17 protein-coding genes, 2 pseudogenes and 4 riboswitches are annotated in these 18,564 nt (G+C 36.9%); of the genes and pseudogenes, 6 read left to right on the forward strand and 13 right to left on the reverse strand.

Features of this window, described 5'->3' with window-relative positions; all coding sequences use genetic code 11:
• Positions 1-376: 376 nt before the first annotated feature.
• The 3 genes from ACTYA4_RS13970 to glyA form a co-directional block, all read right to left on the reverse strand.
• Complete coding sequence (locus tag ACTYA4_RS13970) at positions 377-682, reverse strand: iron-sulfur cluster biosynthesis family protein (RefSeq protein ID WP_443482507.1); 306 nt, start codon at positions 680-682, stop codon at positions 377-379.
• Positions 683-823: 141 nt separating this feature from the next.
• Positions 824-1,219: a glycine cleavage system protein GcvH gene (gene gcvH / locus ACTYA4_RS13975; RefSeq protein ID WP_443482508.1), complete on the reverse strand. Its 396-nt coding sequence runs from the start codon at positions 1,217-1,219 to the stop codon at positions 824-826.
• A gap of 131 nt (positions 1,220-1,350) precedes the next feature.
• Positions 1,351-2,601 (reverse strand): serine hydroxymethyltransferase, encoded by a 1,251-nt coding sequence (gene glyA, locus ACTYA4_RS13980; RefSeq protein WP_443482509.1) that lies wholly within the window; start codon positions 2,599-2,601, stop codon positions 1,351-1,353.
• Between the two features lie 162 nt (positions 2,602-2,763).
• Positions 2,764-2,847, reverse strand: a riboswitch (glycine riboswitch).
• Positions 2,848-2,850: 3 nt separating this feature from the next.
• A riboswitch (glycine riboswitch) is annotated at positions 2,851-2,956 on the reverse strand.
• A gap of 295 nt (positions 2,957-3,251) precedes the next feature.
• Here glyA and zwf point away from each other — a divergent pair.
• From zwf to ACTYA4_RS14005, 5 genes are all read left to right on the forward strand, one after another.
• The gene (gene zwf / locus ACTYA4_RS13985) at positions 3,252-4,739 is read left to right on the forward strand and encodes a glucose-6-phosphate dehydrogenase (RefSeq protein WP_443482556.1); all 1,488 of its coding nucleotides are present in this window, start codon (positions 3,252-3,254) and stop codon (positions 4,737-4,739) included.
• Positions 4,740-4,855: 116 nt separating this feature from the next.
• On the forward strand, positions 4,856-5,749 hold the full coding sequence (gnd, locus tag ACTYA4_RS13990) for a phosphogluconate dehydrogenase (NAD(+)-dependent, decarboxylating) (RefSeq protein ID WP_443482510.1): 894 nt from the start codon (positions 4,856-4,858) through the stop codon (positions 5,747-5,749).
• A gap of 191 nt (positions 5,750-5,940) precedes the next feature.
• A complete protein-coding gene (locus ACTYA4_RS13995) occupies positions 5,941-6,819 on the forward strand; it encodes a carbon-nitrogen hydrolase family protein (RefSeq protein ID WP_443482511.1) in 879 nt (292 codons plus the stop codon).
• A gap of 26 nt (positions 6,820-6,845) precedes the next feature.
• Positions 6,846-7,514 (forward strand): GNAT family N-acetyltransferase, encoded by a 669-nt coding sequence (locus ACTYA4_RS14000; protein WP_443482512.1) that lies wholly within the window; start codon positions 6,846-6,848, stop codon positions 7,512-7,514.
• Positions 7,515-7,540: 26 nt separating this feature from the next.
• Positions 7,541-8,212: a GNAT family N-acetyltransferase gene (locus tag ACTYA4_RS14005; protein ID WP_443482513.1), complete on the forward strand. Its 672-nt coding sequence runs from the start codon at positions 7,541-7,543 to the stop codon at positions 8,210-8,212.
• 63 nt (positions 8,213-8,275) lie between these two features.
• Here the strand turns inward: ACTYA4_RS14005 and ACTYA4_RS14010 are convergent, their stop codons facing one another.
• The 4 genes from ACTYA4_RS14010 to ACTYA4_RS14025 all read right to left on the reverse strand — a co-directional run bounded on the left by ACTYA4_RS14010 (position 8,276) and on the right by ACTYA4_RS14025 (position 10,209).
• Positions 8,276-8,425: a hypothetical protein gene (locus ACTYA4_RS14010; RefSeq protein ID WP_443482514.1), complete on the reverse strand. Its 150-nt coding sequence runs from the start codon at positions 8,423-8,425 to the stop codon at positions 8,276-8,278.
• 38 nt (positions 8,426-8,463) lie between these two features.
• The gene (gene lipA, locus ACTYA4_RS14015) at positions 8,464-9,342 is read right to left on the reverse strand and encodes a lipoyl synthase (RefSeq protein WP_443482515.1); all 879 of its coding nucleotides are present in this window, start codon (positions 9,340-9,342) and stop codon (positions 8,464-8,466) included.
• A 238-nt stretch (positions 9,343-9,580) separates the two neighbouring features.
• Positions 9,581-9,976 carry a glycine cleavage system protein GcvH gene (gene gcvH / locus ACTYA4_RS14020; RefSeq protein WP_443482516.1) on the reverse strand — a complete coding sequence of 132 codons (396 nt, stop codon included), beginning with the start codon at positions 9,974-9,976 and terminating at the stop codon, positions 9,581-9,583.
• A gap of 62 nt (positions 9,977-10,038) precedes the next feature.
• Positions 10,039-10,209, reverse strand: coding sequence for a hypothetical protein (locus ACTYA4_RS14025; protein ID WP_443482517.1), 171 nt, complete (start codon positions 10,207-10,209; stop codon positions 10,039-10,041).
• Between the two features lie 265 nt (positions 10,210-10,474).
• A riboswitch (glycine riboswitch) is annotated at positions 10,475-10,576 on the reverse strand.
• Positions 10,577-11,441: 865 nt separating this feature from the next.
• Between ACTYA4_RS14025 and ACTYA4_RS14030 the strand changes: the two genes are divergently transcribed.
• Positions 11,442-13,052 (forward strand): APC family permease, encoded by a 1,611-nt coding sequence (locus ACTYA4_RS14030; RefSeq protein ID WP_443482518.1) that lies wholly within the window; start codon positions 11,442-11,444, stop codon positions 13,050-13,052.
• Between the two features lie 217 nt (positions 13,053-13,269).
• On the opposite strand, the pseudogene ACTYA4_RS14035 reads toward ACTYA4_RS14030, so the two are convergent.
• The 6 genes and pseudogenes from ACTYA4_RS14035 to ACTYA4_RS14060 form a co-directional block, all read right to left on the reverse strand.
• A pseudogene (locus ACTYA4_RS14035) lies at positions 13,270-13,590 on the reverse strand (BCCT family transporter); the annotation flags it as partial.
• Positions 13,591-13,919: 329 nt separating this feature from the next.
• The gene (locus tag ACTYA4_RS14040) at positions 13,920-15,419 is read right to left on the reverse strand and encodes a BCCT family transporter (protein WP_443482519.1); all 1,500 of its coding nucleotides are present in this window, start codon (positions 15,417-15,419) and stop codon (positions 13,920-13,922) included.
• Positions 15,420-15,536: 117 nt separating this feature from the next.
• Positions 15,537-15,668, reverse strand: a pseudogene (locus ACTYA4_RS14045) (winged helix-turn-helix transcriptional regulator); the annotation flags it as partial.
• 59 nt (positions 15,669-15,727) lie between these two features.
• A complete protein-coding gene (gene sdaAA / locus ACTYA4_RS14050) occupies positions 15,728-16,606 on the reverse strand; it encodes an L-serine ammonia-lyase, iron-sulfur-dependent, subunit alpha (protein WP_443482520.1) in 879 nt (292 codons plus the stop codon).
• A complete protein-coding gene (locus ACTYA4_RS14055) occupies positions 16,606-17,121 on the reverse strand; it encodes a serine dehydratase beta chain (RefSeq protein WP_443482521.1) in 516 nt (171 codons plus the stop codon). The genes sdaAA and ACTYA4_RS14055 overlap by 1 nt, the downstream gene beginning before the upstream one ends.
• A 366-nt stretch (positions 17,122-17,487) precedes the next feature.
• Positions 17,488-17,591, reverse strand: a riboswitch (glycine riboswitch).
• Between the two features lie 83 nt (positions 17,592-17,674).
• Entirely contained in the window at positions 17,675-18,559 is an 885-nt protein-coding gene (locus ACTYA4_RS14060) for a glycine betaine ABC transporter substrate-binding protein (protein WP_445505692.1), read from the reverse strand.
• Between the last annotated feature and the right edge of the window lie 5 nt (positions 18,560-18,564).

Here is an 18,564-nt window from a genome sequence, read left to right on the forward strand (position 1 = left end):
AAAGTGGCATTTTAGTGATTCAATAAGAAAAGAGTGGTATTCTTCATTTATTTCACTTCCTAGAATGAAGTTAAGACGAGTTCTGCCTTTATCGTTACTTTGAGCTTTTTCCTCGACCTGAAATAGTATTAATTAATCAAATGTTTTCAACTATTAAATACTTGATATAGTGAAAAAGGTAATAAAACAAATGCACATATGAAGAAAAAGACATGAACAAAATTTAAAGTACCATTTCTCTTTTTTTGAATGAAAATTAATATCCAAAGAATGCTTAAGCCAATTTTTGAGATAACTATTACAAGCTCATCTCCTGTCAATAACATCACCGCCCAAATAACCTAACTATTATGCATAAAATTAACGCTTCGAGGTTTTAATCGAATTCAATTGAACATGCACTTGATGCATAGCTTTCTCCAATCAAAAAACCAACATCATCTTTATAATCAATTTGCGTCTCTCCATCCAAATAACGTTTTGTAAAATGATCTATTTGAATCTGAATACTGTCATACTCAATTACCGTATCGTTTCGTCGTGATTCATCAAAAATAAGTGAAAACTTGACAGACATGCCACATCCTCCAGCAACATTAGCGTCAATTCGAGGAAGTTGTTCTTCCTTCAACACCATTTTTTTCAACTCGTTCAATGCCGAGTCTGTTAGCCTTAAAATCAATTTGTCTTCTTCCCCCTTTCCCATGAAATTTAAAAGTTTCAACATACAATTGTTGCTACAATTTCCTGTTTATCGAATTGTATTACATTGTAAAGCAGTCGGGTTTTTGAACATACTCGCTAAAAATAAGCCGCTGTCATCTTAGTCCTGTTCTTCACTTACAAATGCTTGGTATTCTTCTTCATTCAAGAGTGCTTCTAACTCATCTGGACTTGACATTTCTACTTCCACAAGCCACCCTTCATCATAAGGATGCTCATTAATGATTTCCGGAGAATCTTCCAGCATCTCATTTACACTAACAATGGTACCTGTTACAGGGGCGTAAAGTTCAGAAACAGCTTTTACAGACTCAATTGTCCCCATTGAATCATTAGCTGTCACCTCATTATCAATTTCTGGAGTTTCAACAAAAACGATATCACCTAACAGCTTTTGTGCATACTCAGAAATTCCGATTCGGACTCGATTTCCGCCTAATTGTAATACCCACTCGTGTTCCTTGCTATATAATAAGTTTGCTGTTACATTTGTCATTTTTTTACTTCCTTCCACTTAAAATTTTATAATATTTTTATAGTTCTGAATTTTTACAAAATTATCCTATTAATATGATTTGCTTCTTTATAAATCAAAACAACTTTGAACTCCATTATAGTGCTTCCTTCTTAAACAGTTATAGGCTGTTGAAACAACGGATACTGACCACAAATTGCTTTTATTGTTTCTCTTGACTTCACTAAAACTGCTAATTCTCCTTTGCTCTTCAGAACAGATGCAATTACTTTAGCGATTTGCATCATTTCTTCCCTTTTCATTCCACGTGTCGTTAATGCCGCTGTCCCAATGCGGATTCCACTTGTAACAAACGGGCTTTGAGGATCATAAGGTATGGTGTTTTTATTAACCGTAATACCAGCCTCTTCAAGCAGCTTCTCTGCTTCTTTTCCTGTTAAATCCCAAGGTCGTACATCAAGCAGTACAATATGATTATCTGTTCCGTCTGACACAAGGGCAGCCCCTTCTTTCTTTAATGCTTCACCAAGTGTGGCAGCATTTTCGATCGTTTGTTTGGCATATTCTTTAAAGCTTGGCTGTAATGCTTCTTGGAAAGCAACCGCCTTAGCCGCAATAATGTGCATGAGAGGTCCGCCTTGTATTCCTGGAAATACCGCTTTATTAATTTGTTTCATGATCTCTTCATCGTTTGTTAAAATAATTCCACCTCGAGGTCCGCGCAATGTTTTATGAGTAGTGCTTGTCACAACATCAGCATGCGGTACAGGAGAAGGATGCACCCCTGCTGCGACAAGTCCGGCAATATGTGCCATATCCACCATTAGTTTTGCCCCAACTTGATCAGCAATTGCTTTAAACTTTGAAAAATCAATCGTTCTTGGATATGCGCTTGTACCTGCGATAATTAACTTTGGCTTTTCTCTTTTCGCCACTTCTTCAAGTTCATCGTAATCAATTAGATGTGTATCTTCCCTCACCCCGTAGGATACGACATCAAACCATTTTCCAGACATGCTTACTGGACTGCCATGTGTGAGATGTCCACCGTGCGATAAATTCATACCCATCACTTTATCACCTGGATTAAGCAAAGCAAAAAAAACCGCTGTATTTGCTTGTGCACCTGAGTGTGGTTGTACATTTGCAAATCGAGCATCAAACAACTTGGTTAAACGTTCAATCGCTGCTTGTTCCGCTACATCGACATATTCACATCCACCGTAGTAACGTTTTCCCGGATAACCTTCAGCATATTTATTCGTCATCACGCTTCCCATAGCTTCCAATACGTCCTGACTTACAAAGTTTTCTGATGCAATTAACTCTAACGTATGAAGCTGGCGATGTTTCTCTTTCTCAATGGCTTCAAAAATCGTTGTATCATTTTTTTGCAAACTCAATCGTTCCACCCCTAAAAATTTTATTTTTGACGGACTGTGGGAATGTATTCCTATTTCCCTTCCAGAAAAACCTTTCATTTTTGGAAAAATTTAGGCAACGAACATACCCCCTATTAACTTTTTTGAACGCAAAAAAGGACAGAAGAAGGGTAATGTTCCCTTCTCTGTCCTTTTACCTGAGAGTTTAACTCCATTTATTTTTGGAATCTTCCCCTTTGGTGGCGTTTTTAAACGCTCTCTCCAGAGTTGCGTCCTGTTGTAGTCCATTTACCTGAGAGATTTGTTCCAAGGGTATTTTTGGAGTTTGCTCCTTCGGTGGTATGCACTTACGTTTACACTCTCCTACAACTATCATCCGCACTGTATTAATTTTTCGTATTTTCAGAATAATTGACATAAAATTGATTGTCAAGTGAATTTTTTCAATAGAACTTTGCTTCCGGTACATCAGCTTTTATCTACTTCTAATTTTTCTTACGGTTACTTCTTTGACACTAAATGAGATAAAAGTGCGTACTTACATGTTGAGATTTATACATATTATACTGAATCTCAACAGAGAAAAACACTTAACGAAAAAGTACAGGAGGATCAAAATGAATGAATTAACTATACCTCACAATAATAGTTTAGCAGAGAATTCTTTGGATATGTCAGAGATACTAGGATTAGACGCCATGACTTTTGTCTTATTTGGAGCCACCGGAGATCTAGCTAAGAGAAAAATCTATCCTGCCCTTTATAATTTATTTCTCGATGGTAAAATGCCTGAATCGTTTTCGATTATTGGTGTAGGAAGAAGAGCATGGTTCGATGATCAATTTCAAGCTAATATTGAAGACTCTATTAAAGCTTTCTCTAGGCGACCGATTGACGATAGTTCCAAAACAAAGAAATTTCTAGAAGTATTTCGGTTTATTTCCTTAGATGTAATGGAAGAACAAGCATACGAAGGGTATCAAAAGTTAGGTGAATTAGTTAAAAGACGCGAAGAACAATTAAACATTCCTGAAAATCGACTATTTTATTTATCGGTTGCACCAGAATTCTTTGATACCATTGCTTTAGGCATCAAAGAAAGTGGATTAGCTTCCGGAAAAGGAAGGAAGCGTCTAATCATTGAAAAACCCTTTGGGAATGATTTAAAGTCTGCACAAGAGTTAAATAAAAAATTAAGTCGTGCATTTGAAGAAGAAGAAATTTATCGTATTGACCATTATCTTGGAAAGCCAATGGTACAAAACCTTGAAACGTTAGGTTTTGCAAATCCTGTTCTTAAAACTTTGTGGAACAACCAGTATATTGCCAACGTACAAATTACTGCTAGTGAGACGGTAGGTGTAGAAGAAAGGGCAGAATATTATGACCAATCAGGAGCGGTAAAAGATATGTTTCAAAATCACTTGTTGCAACTGCTCATGATGACTGCGATGCAGCCTCCGCAAAATATCAACGCGAAAGAAGTTAGCAAGGAAAAGAAAAAAATAATGAAATTTCTTCGCCCGCTACAGAAAGAAAATGTAGCCACAGATGTTCTTCGAGGCCAATACACGGCAGGAGAAATAGATGGAAAATCAGTCGTTGGATATAAAGAAGAGCCTGGAATTAATAATTCGTCAACAAATGATACATTTATAGCAGCGCGTTTATGGATCGATAATGAATTTTGGAGTGGGGTCCCATTTTATATCCGTACAGGAAAAAGAATGAAAGAAAAATTGACAAGCATAGTAATTGAATTTAAAAATTCATTAAAAGATTTGACTATGCCTCAGTTTGGATCAATGACACCTAATGCTTTAATAATCCAAATCAGCCCGCAAGAAGGAATTTCACTGCAACTAAATATGAAGAATCCATTAACGAATCAAATCGAGCCTGTCAATATAAACTTTTTTAATAGTGTAAAAGATGTACCGGAAGCATACGAACTCCTCCTGTTTGATGCAATGCGAGGTGATTCCACCTTTTTTGCACATTGGGAAGAAGTCGAGTTATCGTGGGCTTGGGTTCAACCGGTACTGGAGGCATTTAAGGAAAATCTTCTTCCGCTTCATTACTATCGTTCCGGTTCAATGGGACCGGATGCTTCAGACGAATTACTTCAGGAGGATGGTTTTAAGTGGTGGGAATTTTAAGTTTTTGAGTGAAGCTACTAGTAAGAAAAAAGTCTACAAATTCGATTGCGTATTAGTAGAGATACATGCAAAGAGCAAATAATCTTTTGGAAAACTATTTTTAGGAGGAGATTAATATGAAGATTGGACTAATTGGTCTAGGGAAAATGGGATCTAACTTAACAAAAAATATTATAGAACATAATCATGAAGTAGTCGTTTACGATGTAAATCGTCAATTAGTAGGAGAGATGGAAACATATGGGGCTGCGGGTACTTCAAGTTTGTTGGAACTTGTTCAATCATTAGAGCAACCGAGGATATTATGGATAATGGTTCCTCATCCAGTTGTGGATTCAGTGCTTAGCGAAATTACTCCTTTTTTGGATAACGGTGACATCGTCATTGAAGCAGGAAACTCCCACTATAAACAATCCATTGAACGGTATAATCATCTAAAGAAATTTGGTATTAGCTTTATGGATGCAGGAACTTCCGGAGGAATGGAGGGAGCCCGTCATGGAGCTTGCTACATGGTTGGGGGTGATAGAGAAGCCTGGGAAATAGTTGAACCTATTTTTCGTGATACAGCTGTAGCAAATGGATACTTATATGCAGGGAAAGCAGGAAGTGGGCACTTTTTAAAAATGGTCCATAATGGTATTGAATATGGAATGATGGCTGCTATTGGTGAAGGGTTTGAAATATTAGAGAAAAGCGAATTCGAATATGATTATGAAAAAGTTGCTAGCGTATGGAATAACGGTTCAGTTATACGTTCATGGCTTATGGAGTTAACAGAAAATGCTTTTTCAAAAGATGCAAAACTTAACGAAATTAAAGGGACCATGCATTCTTCTGGTGAAGGAAAGTGGACGTTAGAAACAGCTTTGGATCTTCAAACTGCCACGCCAGTTATCGCCATGTCCCTATTGATGCGTTATCGTTCATTAGAAGAGGATACCTTTACAGGAAAAGTAGTAGCTGCATTACGAAATGAATTTGGAGGACATGCTATCGAAAAAAAATGAAATTTTCTCCATAATGGAACTAAAAACATTTTAAATATCAATGAAAAAAAATAAACAATTCTTTGTAACTAAATAAAACAAAAGTGTGTACTTGTTAGAGAGAACCATTTCTAATACTATCAATATAAATTCATTAATAAAATAAATACTCTGAATTTTCACTATATAAATTGAATAACAAGGAGGATCCTATGAAACTAAGAGTCTCGGCAGTTCAATATCATCTTCATACTATACAAAGTTTTGATGAATTTGCAAATCAAGTGGAGCACTATGTTAAAACGGCAGAAGAATTTGGAGCGGATTTTGTTTTATTCCCAGAATTTCTCACAACGCAGCTTATGTCCATTGGCAACCAACAAGGTCAAGCTTTGACCATCCAAGATCTTCCCTCTTTTACCGATGAGTATCGATCTTTATTTATAAATTTAGCGATTAAAAACCAGATTCATATTATTGGAGGAACACACGTTATTAATAAAGAGGGTCGTTTATACAATGTTGCCCATTTATTCTATCCAGATGGAAGAATAGCAGAACAAGCAAAGCTTCATATTACTCCAACAGAAGTGAATGAATGGAATATGACTCCTGGTGATGGCCTTGAAGTGTTTGATACTGAAAAAGGAAGAATCGCTATTTTAACCTGCTATGATATTGAGTTTCCGGAAATTGTTCGAATGGCAAAGGCGAAGGGGGCGGATATTATTTTCAGTCCTTCATGTACAGATGATCGTCATGGATTCTATCGTGTCCGCTACACGAGTCATGCGAGGGCAGTCGAAAACCAAGTTTACGTCGTTTCCACTGGTACAGTAGGTTCACTTCCTACAGTTGATTTTATGAGAGCGAATTTCGGACAAGCAGCTGTTATTACACCAAATGATATTCCTTTTCCTCCCCGCGGCATTTTGGTAGAAGGAGAGATTAATGGGGATATGATTGTGACAGCAGACCTTGATTTAGAACTGTTATATCAGGTTCGAAAAAATGGCTCGGTTACCACATGGCGTGATCGGCGTACTGACCTTTATCCAGATTGGGAACCTAAAAAAGAACTTAGTACTTAAGGTCTATAAGCATAAGGAGCGATTATATGGCGTATTACAAAGAGTTTTTTGTCTTTGACGGGAATCAACCCATCCCTGCAGTCATTCGAAATTATAAAGAAAAAGACTTTCCTGCTTTAATACTAATTCAGAAAGAAAGTTTTCCGCCACCGTTCCCATCTGAATTATGGTGGAATACGGAACAGTTGGAGAACCATGTTACTTTATTTCCAGAAGGAGCCTTATGTATAGAAATTAATGGAGAAATTGCCGGTTCCATGACCAGTTTGCTGGTTGATTTTGATCCAACCCATCCTGAACATACATGGGAAGAAATAACTGATAATGGATATATTCGAAACCATAATCCTAATGGCAAGACGCTCTATGTTGTTGATATTGGAGTACGCCCCTCCTATCGAAAATTAGGTTTGGGAAAAGAGCTGATGTCTTCTATGTATGACGTTGTTATTCATAAGAAACTGGAGCGGTTATTAGGTGGTGGGAGAATGCCAGGCTATTATAAAAAAGCAAAAGAAATGACACCTGATCAATATTTGGAGGCTGTTGTAAAAGGGGAATTAAGGGACCCGGTTATTACTTTTCTTCTTCGTTGTGGCCGCACCCCAATTCAAGTGGTGGCAAATTATATAGAGGATAAAGAATCATGCAATTACGCAACACTGATGGAGTGGAAAAATCCTTTTTATTCATAAATATTTTGATAAGGAGATAAACGAATATGGAATATAAAAGAATTACGAGCATACAAGATCCTTTATTCAAACAAATGCACGAATTAATGCAAGAGATTTTCCCCCCTGAAGAGGTTTTGGAATTCGATCTTTGGAAAGAGCCTCTTGAAGACCCAGGGATTCGTGTCTTTGTCGCTGTTCATAATGAGAAGGTAGTCGGTGCAACAGAGTATCGTTATTATAATGACTTTAATGTGGCGATGACAGATTTTACAATCATTGGCCAAGCAGGACTCGGCATTGGTCCATTTTTATCCCAAAGGAGGTCGAAGGATTTACATTCTCTAGCAGCAGAAAATGACAAGCAACTATTCGGAATGTTTGCCGAGATTTATGATCCTTATCAGGTAGATCATCATGAATTTGGCGGAGTGAAGCCAATGGATCCATATGTGCGCCGTGAAGTATTGGCACATCTTGGTTATAAGCGTCTTGACTTTTCTTATGTGCATCCTTCCTGGAATAATGATGGAGAGGCGGTTCATGGGCTTGACCTTTGTTTCCTTCCTACTGTCAATTTCGTAGAAAATATAAAAACGGATCTAATTGTAAGGTTTTTGACACGCTATTATTCAGTCTTAACAAATAAACCAAAGTCTTGGTATGAGATGATTGAGAAGTTGGAAGCCAAAGATACTGTACCGCTTTTAAATATTTGATATCAGAAAATAAAAAATTTGAACTTAAAAACACAATAATAAGATTATTATTGTGTTTTTGTTTTATTTAACTAGTGGATATTTCGGATTTCTCGCAAACTTAACTGTTATCCCGCATCCGCCTGCTACTTCGGCATCAACCCGTGGGATTCCATCTTCATTCACAGCCAATTCTTTTAGCCGGTTTAATGCTGCTTCTGTCATTTTTAACATCTTAGGACTTCACTTCTCCTAACGCCTAATTTCCTTGATTATGCATTCGCTTTTGCTGCATTAACCTGTTCATCTGCATGATAAGAGGAGCGAACAAGCGGTCCGGCTTCGCAATGACTAAATCTTTTTGACATGGCAATGATTTTTAGTTCTTCAAACTCTTGTGGACTCCAATATTTTTGGACTTTTAAATGATGTTTTGTAGGCTGTAAATATTGTCCAATTGTCATAATATCTACATTGTTCGTACGAAGATCATCCATCGTTTCGATAATTTCTTCTTTTGTTTCTCCAAGACCGATCATAATGCTTGATTTTGTTGGAATAGCAGGATTCATATCTTTTGCTCGGCGCAAAAACTCAAGGGAACGTTCGTAAGTTGCCCGGGCACGAATTTTTGGTGATAAACTTTTTACCGTCTCAATATTGTGATTTAAAATGTCGGGCTTCGCATCCATTAATGTTTTTAAGTTTTCATATTTCCCGTTCATATCAGACGGAAGAACTTCAATACTACAAAATGGATTACGGCGTCTTACGGCTCTGACCGTTTCTGCAAAAACCCCGGCTCCACCATCCTTTAAATCGTCGCGGGCAACAGCAGTAATCACGACATGCTTTAGTCCCATTTGCTCCACTGATTCTGCCACCCGCTCTGGTTCTCCCCAATCAAGCTCTGTCGGCAGCCCTGTTTGCACGGCACAGAATCTACATGCACGTGTGCACACACTTCCTAAAATCATAAAGGTTGCCGTTTTTCTCGATGCCCAGCATTCATGAATATTCGGGCATTTTGCTTCTTCACAGACAGTATGAAGCTTTTTTTCACGCATCATCGTTTTCAAGCCCGTATACTGTTCATTCGTATTTAATTTTATCTTGAGCCAATCTGGTTTTCGAACATGCTCAGTTGCCATCTCATTCACTCCTATGAACAGAACATATATTCTGTCAGACTTGAAAGTCAACTTTACAGGATAACCCCCGTACATATGACTATTTAATTTATACATTTACTGTTTCTTTTTCTTTTACTGCATTTTCTTCCTTTTTATATTTAAGCTTGAATATCTTCAAACAACTCATCGATTGAAGATATATTTAAAAAAGCGAGCTGTTCCTCTTGATCTTGTTTCTATCAGGGGGGATATCATTCTATTCCTCTCCTTCATTCACAAATACTTGGTACTCATCCTCATTTAATAGGGATTCCAGCTCTTCTGGACAAGACATTTCCACCTCTACTAACCAGCCTTTGCTAAATGGATATTCGTTAATTGTCTCAGGAGCATCTTCTAACTCCTCATTGATTAGCACAACTGTACCTGATACTGAAGCAAAAATTTCAGAAACTGCTTTAACCGATTCGATTGTTCCCATTGATTCATCAGCTGATACTTTAGCATCTACTTGCGGATTCTCCACAAATACGATATCTCCTAGCTGTTTTTGTGCATAATCAGAAATCCCAATTCGCACCCTATTTCCATCTAATTGTAAAACCCACTCATGTTCCTTGCTATATAGTAAGCTAGCAGTTGCTTTTTTCATTATTATTCCCATTCCTTTCAACTGTTAAAATAAATTTGATCATTTCAAATAATTATTGTAAGTTAGCCGCCGAGTGATATACCGCCAACTTTAATAACATGATCACGGCCTTTTGTAGTTACGATTGTAATATTTGGATATTCATAATACTCACAACATTCTTCAAAAAACTGGTACTGCATACCATATTCTTTCCCCCACTTTAATGAAAGCTTGGCTGCAATAATGTGCATAAGCGGTCGCCTTGTATTCTGAAGTATCGTTTACACTACCCCTTTATGTTTCAAAGATAGAAGATATATCTCTTAATCACTACAGATATCATTTCTAAGAAAAATGATAGAAACACTGCTCTTTTTGCACACAAAAAAGGACAGAGAAGGGTAGCTAAAGCCTGCTTTTACCCTTCTCTGTCCTTTTACCTGAGAGTTTAGTTCCGTTTATCATTTAGAATGTTCCCCTTTGGTGGCATATATAGATATGCTCTCTCCAGAGCTACGTCTTGTATTGGTTCCTTTTACCTGAGAGATTTATTCCAAGGATTTTATGGAATTTGCTCCTTCGGCGGCAATATTCATTACTCTCTCCCAATACAATCAACCGTAAAATATTCAATTGTTTATAATGTACTTTAAAACACTCTTTACATGTCAGACTAAAATAAAATCTCATTATTCTTATTATGTACAATCACTGCTGTAATTTAAAAATTAATTATTAAAAAATTAAGAGTGGATTCAATTTTTAGTATTCTTATAAACTAGTACCGATATAAATCTATCGTAGAGGTTAGCTCTATTAATATTATCCGCTAATATTTAATTACATAATATTCTATAGAAAACATGTTGTCAATCTAACATTCAGAATTTATTAACTATTTTTAATTTAAATCAACGAGATTTTGTCACATGCTCGTTAAGCTATGTTAAAACCAGTTCAATGTTCCTCAAATCAGCATATCGTCAATTGAAATAAGACGAAGAAACCAATTTAAAGAGTGCTGCCTTGGAAATAGAATTTTTTGGTTATTAAATTTGGTAATGGTTTCATTAAATTTCTCCATCGATTTTGTCAAATAAGCAACCGCCTAGGGAATTTCAGTTTTAGCTGTTAAACTTCATCTTTAAGAATATGGATTTGCCAATCTAAGTGTCTTGTTTTTCTGTTTAACTATCATTCATTGTGATTAATCCTATCATTTTAAATCATTTCACAAGATATGTTTACAAGTTTAATATGTTAATAAACGTAATATATCAAATTATTTAAAACATTTTGATTTTTATGCCAGAAAGAGTGACAAAGGATTTATCCATCATGTATACGGGGAAGGGAGGAAATGTGTTCCGCTTGCACTTAGAACACAAACATTATGGGAATTAACTGAGAAAAAAGCAAATCAAGCATTAAGATACAAAAACATCTCTTGAAAAATAAAAATAATTTAAAAGGGGGAATTTTAATGTCAAATCAAGGGAAACTTAAAGGGAATTTGTCCTTATGGGATCTTACTTTTATTGGTTTAGGTTCAATGTTTGGTTCAGGTTGGCTGTTTGCCGCTAGCCATGTTGTTTCGTTGGCAGGGCCAGCAGGGTGGATTTCATGGATAGTTGGAGGCATTGCTGTCCTGCTGTTAGGTCTCGTTTATGCCGAGCTTGGCGCTTCAATCCCACGTGCTGGGGGTATTGTTCGTTATCCAGCTTATTCCCATGGTCCACTTATGGGGTATCTTATAGGATTTATTACACTAATCGCGTATTCAAGTTTTATTGCTATAGAAGTGGTGGCAGCACGCCAGTATGCAGCATCTTGGTGGCCTTCTTTGACGCAAAATGGTTCTGATTTGCCGACAACGCTCGGATGGTTTCTGCAATTTGGGCTACTTTGTTTATTTTTTCTACTCAACTATTTCGGTGTAAAAGTATTTGCTCGGTCAAATATGATTATTACGGCTATAAAATTCATTGTACCAACAGTTACAATTATAGTACTACTCACATATTTGAAAAAAGCTAACTTCACCGCACATGGTTTCGCCCCTTTTGGGATTTCGGGCATCCAGTCTGCTATCACTACTGGCGGAGTCATGTTTGCCTATCTTGGCCTTCAGCCAATTGTCTCAGTTGCAAGTGAAGCGAGAAAACCCCAACGAACAATACCAATTACTTTGATCCTAACCGTTGTTCTATCTGCAGCAGTCTATTTTCTGTTACAAATTGCATTTACTGGGAGTATTCCATCAAATATGTTATCTGGAGGATGGGGAAATGTTGATAAGCAATTCAGTCTCCCGTTTGAAGATATCGCTGTTATTCTTGGTTTAGGCTGGCTGGCTTCCTTTATCGTCATTGATGCTATTATTTCCCCTAGTGGTGCGGGTAACATCTATATGTCTACAACCGCTCGTACTGTCTACGGTTGGGCTCGTAATGGGACATTTTTAAAGATATTTTCAAAGATTGATAATAAAACAGGGATCCCGCGTCCAGCACTTTGGCTAACCTTTATTATGTCTATTTTCTGGACACTTCCATTCCCATCTTGGAGTGCTTTGGTCGGTGTTGTCTCCGCAGCACTGATATTGTCATATGCTATCGCTCCAATTGCAGCCGGAGCTTTTAGAAGAAATGCAAAGGATCTTCCAAGGCCATTTTATCTCAAAGGGATGAATGTAATTGGACCTCTATCTTTTATCATCGCTTCGTTTATTGTATATTGGTCAGGATGGAATACCATTTCTTGGCTGCTCGGATCTCAGATCGTCTTGTTTTTCGCCTACTTACTTTTTAAAAATTTTGTACCTACAAAAGCAGTAAGTCTCAGACAGCAGGTTAAATCGACATGGTGGCTTGTATTTTATTATATGGTGATGATGGTTATTTCGTATCTTGGCTCATTTGGTGGCATTGGTATACTCCGTAATCCGATAGATCTCGCCATTATAACTATTGCCTCATTAATTACCTACTATTGGGGTGTCTATACCTGCTTACCAAAAGCAGTATTTGATGATGATGAGGTAGAAACAGATGAAGAAGCTCTCCCGAATGAAACAATTTCAAGTACGATGTAAATTCTTAGCTTACAAAAATTGAATTTTATAACATCATTAAAGATAGAAGTTAAAAATTCTAATTAAACGTAAGTGTAAAATAATCCCCACCTACAATTAAGAGGGCACTGATAAACTTTCGTTTTATCAAAGAAACTAATAATTTCTATCAAAAAAGACGACTCTAACATTCACAAAGTAAATGTTGAGTCGTCTTTTTTCATCAATTTGGCGGCTACTATCCCTTTATTTTAACTAGATTAGTTTCCATTTTCTTAAATTCTTTAGAGAGATTTTGATTATTTTTTACTTTTTCTTCTCTTAACGATTTAACTAATGAGAAGACCATTAGAATCATAATAATTTCAAATGGGAATGCAGCTACAATTGATGCCATTTGAAGGGCACCTAATCCACCTGACCAAAGCAATATAACAGCTGTTGCAGATTGAATTATTCCCCATATAAACTTAATTCTATTTGGCGGATTAAGCGAACCATTTGTTGTTTGCATACCTAATACAAATGTTGCTGAATCTGCTGATATTAACTGGTAAGTAAAATGTTTAAAACTGAATTCGTAGTGCTATAATTATTACTAGCAGATTAATTTTAAATTAATTAAATCGTGAATTTGTATTAACTTCGGGACTGTTACTTTATTTTCGGAATGTAGTGTAACGGGGGCAATTGTAAGTTTTTGTTGCGACATAGGAAAAGCACCTCTTTAAATTGATACGTTCATCGTACCAGGAGGTGCTGCATGTTCATATACGTTGTTTGATTGGGGGCTTACACTTAATATTTAATTATTAAAATTGATAATTTGTATCTTAATCTTCTTTATATTAAATCTATTAATTTTGCTAGTTCTGTATTACACTCTACTTATGAAATTCTTTCTTTTGGGTTCGGAATTTTATTTTCCTTTGCTTCATTCTTTAATTCTTTAAAGAAAGACCAACACATGATAACCATAATAATCGCAAAAGGGAGCGAGGCTGTGATGGAGGCAGTTTGTAGTACCTGCAAACCTCCTGCCAAAAGTAACACTGCAGCAACCATTGACTGGATGACTCCCCATGTAATTTTAACTTTATTCGATGGATTTAAATTCCCTCTTTCACTGAGCATACCCAACACAAAAGTTGATGTATCAGCTACAGTTATATAATAAATTATCATAATCGCAAAGCCTACAACACTTAGAATTGAACTTGCTGGAAGATAATCAAAAAAAGTAAAAATTGATAAATCTACATTTGATGTGATTTTTTCAACTAAATCCTTGTAACCTAAGTTATGGATAAGATGGAGAACTTGTCCTCCAAAGATAGATAACCAAGCAAATGTACCAAGTGAAGGGGCGATTAATACCCCAAGGACAAACTCCTTTATTGTTCTTCCTTTGGAAATTCGGGCAATAAACATACCAACAAAAGGAGCCCATGCAATCCACCATGCCCAATAGTACACAGTCCAGTTTCCTATCCACAAGTTGTCTCCAAAGGGTCTTAATCTTAGACTCATTTCCATAAAATTACCTAAATAGCCCCCCAGTGTATTACAAAAGACCTTAAAAATCTCAGAAGTCGATCCCACGATTAAGACTAAAGATAACATCAAAATTGATAGGAACAAGGCGGTGTTAGATAAGTATTGAATCCCTTTTTCTAATCCAGTGGATATAGAGATCAAGAGCAGGACGGTTGAAATGAAGATAACGATAATTTGAACATTAACTGTATTTGGAATATTAAAAAAGTAATTAAGTCCACCTGAGATTTGCATAGCTCCTAAACCCAGAGATGTAGCTATACCAAAAACGGTGGCAATTACAGAAAAGATATCAATTGTTTTTCCAATTGGGCCATAAATTTTTTCTTTTAAAAGGGGATAAAAAGCAGAACTCACAGATGCAGGCAAATTTTTATTAAATTGAAAAAAGGAGAGGGCTAAGCCAATGACTGTGTAGATAGCCCATGGGTGAATACCCCAATGAAAAAACGTGTACTCCATCGATAAATTAGCTGCTGCTTCTGTAAAACCTTTTCCAGAAGGTGGATTTGAATAATGGGTCACAGGTTCTGCAATACTCCAAAAGATAATTCCAATCCCCATACCTGCACCAAATAACATAGACAACCAGGAAATAGTCTTAAATTCTGGTTTGTCCCTTTCTTTGCCTAATCTAATATCACCGTATTTAGACACTAACAAGTAAAATGAAAATATTATAAAAATTAAGGTTGAACTGATATAAACCCATCCGAAGTTGCCAACACTACCTTTAAAAAGGGTATTGACCATAGACGATAAGCTATCTGTAAAAAAAATCCCCCAAATAATAAAAACTCCCGTCAACAAGATCGAAACATAAAAAACCATATTTTCATTTCTCCTTTTTTAATCAAATGATCTACTCCTTTACCTTAAAAAAGTGGATTCTGATTATTTAGTTGTACACCGTAACTAGTTTGCTATAGTTTTCGATAAATAAAAATATTAATTTATATTAACTTGATCCTTCATCACAGTGTTCATGTAATTTTTCCCCCATTCGTACATAGACTCAAGAATCGGCATCAAGCTTTTTCCTTGTTCCATCAATGAGTATTCTACTTTAGGTGGAACAAGCCTTTTATTGAGAAAAAGTACTTAACTTCCTCTAATATTAAATCATGGATTTTTCATTTTTACATCTTTCGGAAAATCTGTTCTTTTACTTTCTTCCCTGTATCAGTCATGGCAAGACCTCCTAGTGCTGTTTCTCTAAGAGTCCTTGGCATTTCACTTCCAATTTTGTACATAGCCTCAATGACTTCATCACATGGAATTCGGCTTTCTACACCTGCAAGAGATAAATCAGCAGCTGAGAAGGCTATAGATGTTCCGATCACATTTCTCTTAATACAAGGAACTTCCACAAGCCCAGCGACTGGATCACAAACTAATCCTAATAATGATTTCAAAGCGATTGCTGTTGCGTTAATAGCTTGTTTTGGTGTACCTCCTTTTAACTCAACAATCGTCCCTGCTGCCATAGCTGTTGCAGAACCAACCTCTGCTTGACATCCTCCTGCTGCTCCTGAAATAAAAGAACGGTTAGCAATAACATAACCAAGGGCACTTGCCGTAAACAGTCCCATGACTAAATCGTTATAGCAGGTACCGTCATTTTTTTGTAGAGAAAAAAGCACTCCAGGTAAAATACCGGCTGCTCCAGCTGTCGGGGTAGCTACAATAACCCCCATACGGGCATTGGTTTCAGATGTCGCCAGTGAAAATGTCATCGAGTCTCGTATGTAATCACCTGAAAGTGCTTTCCCTTGATTAGCATAGTGACTCATTTTGACCGCATCTCCACCTGAAATACCGCTCGGCGCTGTTGACCCATCTTTTAATCCGGTATCAATCGCATCCTTCATTTTGATAAGCCGTTCTTTCATCATATTGATAATCGTCTCTTTATCTCTACGTGACTTCTCAGCCTCCATCATTAGCATGACTTCACCAATCGTTTTCTGTTCATTCAGACAAATTTCAATCAGCTCATGCATCGATCGAATTTCCATCAAATCCCCTCCAGTACTTCCTTCATTATATATGGTCGGCATTGTGCTGCGAGTATCGAATAATTTTCATTTGTACTTAAACGAATATCAAGCTTTTCTTCATTTATCAAAAAGATTTTGGATAAACCGCCGCCCAGTGATGCTCCGCCAACTTTCACTATATCTTCTCCCCGTACTGCCTTAACAACTACTGTATTCGGATGATCAAAATAAGAACAATGTTCTTCAAGCTTAAGTTCATAATGCAGTCCATTCCGTTTCGTTAACTCGATGGCATATTTAATTCGAGAATCATCTGTATCCATTCCAAGCAGCCCGCCAAGTATAGCCTTATCTGTTCCATGACCTTGATAGGTTTCAGAAAAGGAACCGTAGAATGTAATTTCCGCACTTTCCGGACATCCGCCTAACAATTCATAAATAAACTTTCCAATCGAAACAACACCAGCTGTATGGGAACTCGATGGTCCCACCATAACCGGCCCAATAATGTCAAAACAGCTTTGAAATTCCATAGAATACTCCTTCCTTAAACAGATATAAACTGTCTGTTAAAATAGCAGGCTCACCTTTTCTGTATAAAAAAAGACAAAGAAAGGTAGAGCAAGCTACCCTTCTCTGTCCTTTTACCTGAGAGTTTCACTCTATAATAAATAGTGCCAGGCTGTCGAGAAACGCTCGATTTCTTCGTTGTTCTCCTTGCTCGGATGCTCATTACCCAAACACGGTAACTCCGCTCCTCCCAAGGCTTCACACCTCGAAATACAAACGTTTTCGATCAGCCTAAAGTTTCTGCAATTATTACTTTTTCTACACCTTGACTTAGAGCTTTCCCCTTTGGTGGCGTATTTGAACTTAAAATACAGCTCTCTCCAGAGATCCGTCCTATTGTGGTTCTATTTACCTGAGAGATTAATCCCAAGGGGGTTTATGGGACTTGCTCCTTCGGTGGCATTTTTTCTTCACTCTCTCCCACAATCATCATCCGTCATTATAATTTTGTAAGAAATACGAAATTTGTTTTGTTTATCATCGGTTTGAATATTCTGATTTTTTAATAGCTTAAATCTATTTTAACCAATCCTCTTTTAGACTTTCATTTTTTGAAAGCCAATTTTCCACTCCTTTCGCTTCATCCTTGCTTTTCATAATTTCGGCCTCTAATTGGGCAATTTGCGTTAAATCCATTTTAAATGATTCCATCCATTTAGCAACTTCGGGAAACTTAGTGGAAAAATCTTTTGGACCGATAATTTGAAGTTTTTCTGCTCCACTCGGATTCATCGCGTTTTTCGGATCTTCTAAATATCTTAAATTATATTCTTCAAACGCCCAATGAGGACGCCAAAGAGTAACGACAATTGGCTTCTTGCTTGATACTGCTTTTTCTAACGCTGCAAGCATCGCAGGGGTGCTGCTTTCTACTAGCGTCATGCTATTTAATCCATAATCAGGAATCGCATTCTCTCTTGTCAGCCGCATTAAACCAGCTCCAGGTTCAATGCCAATAATTTTCCCGCCAATTTCCTCTGCTTTATTTTTTAAATCTTCTATTGATTGAATATCCATATAGTCTGGTACAGCTAGTCCACTATCCGCTTCATGATACCAAGTGCCAAGCACTGAAATTTTATCGTTGTATTTTTCCATATAAGCAGAATGAGTTGTCGGCATCCATGTATCTAAAAATAAATCGATGCTTCCCTTTGCAACACCGGAAAATATTGGTGCAACATCAGCTTGAACTAGTTTCACTTTATACCCTTTCTCCTCTAATAAAGACTTCCACAAATAAGAAACGGCAACATCTTCATCCCAAGGTATATATCCAATCGTAATTTCCTTCGTCCCTTTATCCTCTTGATCACTCGACTTTGAAGTTGAGGTACTTCCACACGCAGTCAAATTTAAGATTAATAGAAATAATATAAACAGATAGCAGCCTCGCTTCATTTTCT

This window comes from Niallia yueguangensis, assembly GCF_052663115.1.

Excerpts from the sequence above, each read along its gene's own strand:
- zwf (WP_443482556.1), top strand. The coding sequence starts at position 3,252 with ATGTCAGAGATACTAGGATTAGACGCCATGACTTTTGTCTTATTTGGA.
- ACTYA4_RS14025 (WP_443482517.1), bottom strand. The coding sequence starts at position 10,209 with ATGCACATTATTGCAGCCAAGCTTTCATTAAAGTGGGGGAAAGAATAT.
- ACTYA4_RS14000 (WP_443482512.1), top strand. The coding sequence starts at position 6,846 with ATGGCGTATTACAAAGAGTTTTTTGTCTTTGACGGGAATCAACCCATC.
- sdaAA (WP_443482520.1), bottom strand. The coding sequence starts at position 16,606 with ATGGAAATTCGATCGATGCATGAGCTGATTGAAATTTGTCTGAATGAA.
- gcvH (WP_443482516.1), bottom strand. The coding sequence starts at position 9,976 with ATGAAAAAAGCAACTGCTAGCTTACTATATAGCAAGGAACATGAGTGG.
- ACTYA4_RS14040 (WP_443482519.1), bottom strand. The coding sequence starts at position 15,419 with ATGGTTTTTTATGTTTCGATCTTGTTGACGGGAGTTTTTATTATTTGG.
- ACTYA4_RS14030 (WP_443482518.1), top strand. The coding sequence starts at position 11,442 with ATGTCAAATCAAGGGAAACTTAAAGGGAATTTGTCCTTATGGGATCTT.
- ACTYA4_RS14060 (WP_445505692.1), bottom strand. The coding sequence starts at position 18,559 with ATGAAGCGAGGCTGCTATCTGTTTATATTATTTCTATTAATCTTAAAT.
- ACTYA4_RS14055 (WP_443482521.1), bottom strand. The coding sequence starts at position 17,121 with ATGGAATTTCAAAGCTGTTTTGACATTATTGGGCCGGTTATGGTGGGA.
- ACTYA4_RS13995 (WP_443482511.1), top strand. The coding sequence starts at position 5,941 with ATGAAACTAAGAGTCTCGGCAGTTCAATATCATCTTCATACTATACAA.
- lipA (WP_443482515.1), bottom strand. The coding sequence starts at position 9,342 with ATGGCAACTGAGCATGTTCGAAAACCAGATTGGCTCAAGATAAAATTA.
- ACTYA4_RS14005 (WP_443482513.1), top strand. The coding sequence starts at position 7,541 with ATGGAATATAAAAGAATTACGAGCATACAAGATCCTTTATTCAAACAA.
- gcvH (WP_443482508.1), bottom strand. The coding sequence starts at position 1,219 with ATGACAAATGTAACAGCAAACTTATTATATAGCAAGGAACACGAGTGG.
- gnd (WP_443482510.1), top strand. The coding sequence starts at position 4,856 with ATGAAGATTGGACTAATTGGTCTAGGGAAAATGGGATCTAACTTAACA.
- ACTYA4_RS14010 (WP_443482514.1), bottom strand. The coding sequence starts at position 8,425 with ATGTTAAAAATGACAGAAGCAGCATTAAACCGGCTAAAAGAATTGGCT.